The organism is Massilimicrobiota sp. An134, assembly GCF_002160815.1.
GTDB classification, from domain to species: domain Bacteria; phylum Bacillota_I; class Bacilli_A; order Erysipelotrichales; family Coprobacillaceae; genus Allocoprobacillus; species Allocoprobacillus merdigallinarum.
Genome location: NZ_NFLH01000088.1, coordinates 1 through 560, shown reverse-complemented (window position 1 = coordinate 560; position 560 = coordinate 1). Strand labels below are relative to the sequence as shown.

The following is a 560-nucleotide window of genomic DNA, read 5'->3' as shown; positions in this document are numbered from 1 at the left end:
TAGTCTTGAAACTACATCTGTCAAGGTATATAATAAACTATGTTAGTTATATCTATAGTTAAAGCATACGACAGTCTTTGGCTTGACATGTCGCTTGTATTTTCTGTTGGGTCGAATTGACAGAATCTCTTTAGCTATCAGATACTCTACAGGTGGATTCTTTCCACCTTTTTTTCTTAGAAACTCTCTGATGATATGTATAGATTTTGTAAAATTAACCCGATATGTATATTTGTTTCTGTCCTTTTTAGGAATCTTTATTTCCTGTACAATCCTTTGACAGAAATTATACATGATCATACGTGCATAGATTTCCTGCTGTATGAGTTTTCTTTTCTTGGCATGCAATGCATTGAGTCCAATGGATACTTGAGTTCTCGAAAAGAAGTTTCCTCGCCCCATCTCATATTGTAGATTTCACGGATTTCTTCCATTGAGAAATCCTCTCTGCTTAAATTGGTAATAATAGTTTCATATTTATCATCGGATATTTTGAATCTCACGACCCTACAGTTGAACTCATACCAGGGATTCTCTTTGTCCATAAAATCAAATCTCAT

At 34.1% G+C, this 560-nt stretch carries 1 protein-coding gene; it reads right to left on the bottom strand.

The window, feature by feature from the left end; translation table 11 throughout:
• Positions 1–296: 296 nt before the first annotated feature.
• Positions 297–560: transposase (locus B5E79_RS13870; RefSeq protein WP_241147507.1), on the bottom strand; the 264-nt coding region annotated here is incomplete at its 5' end.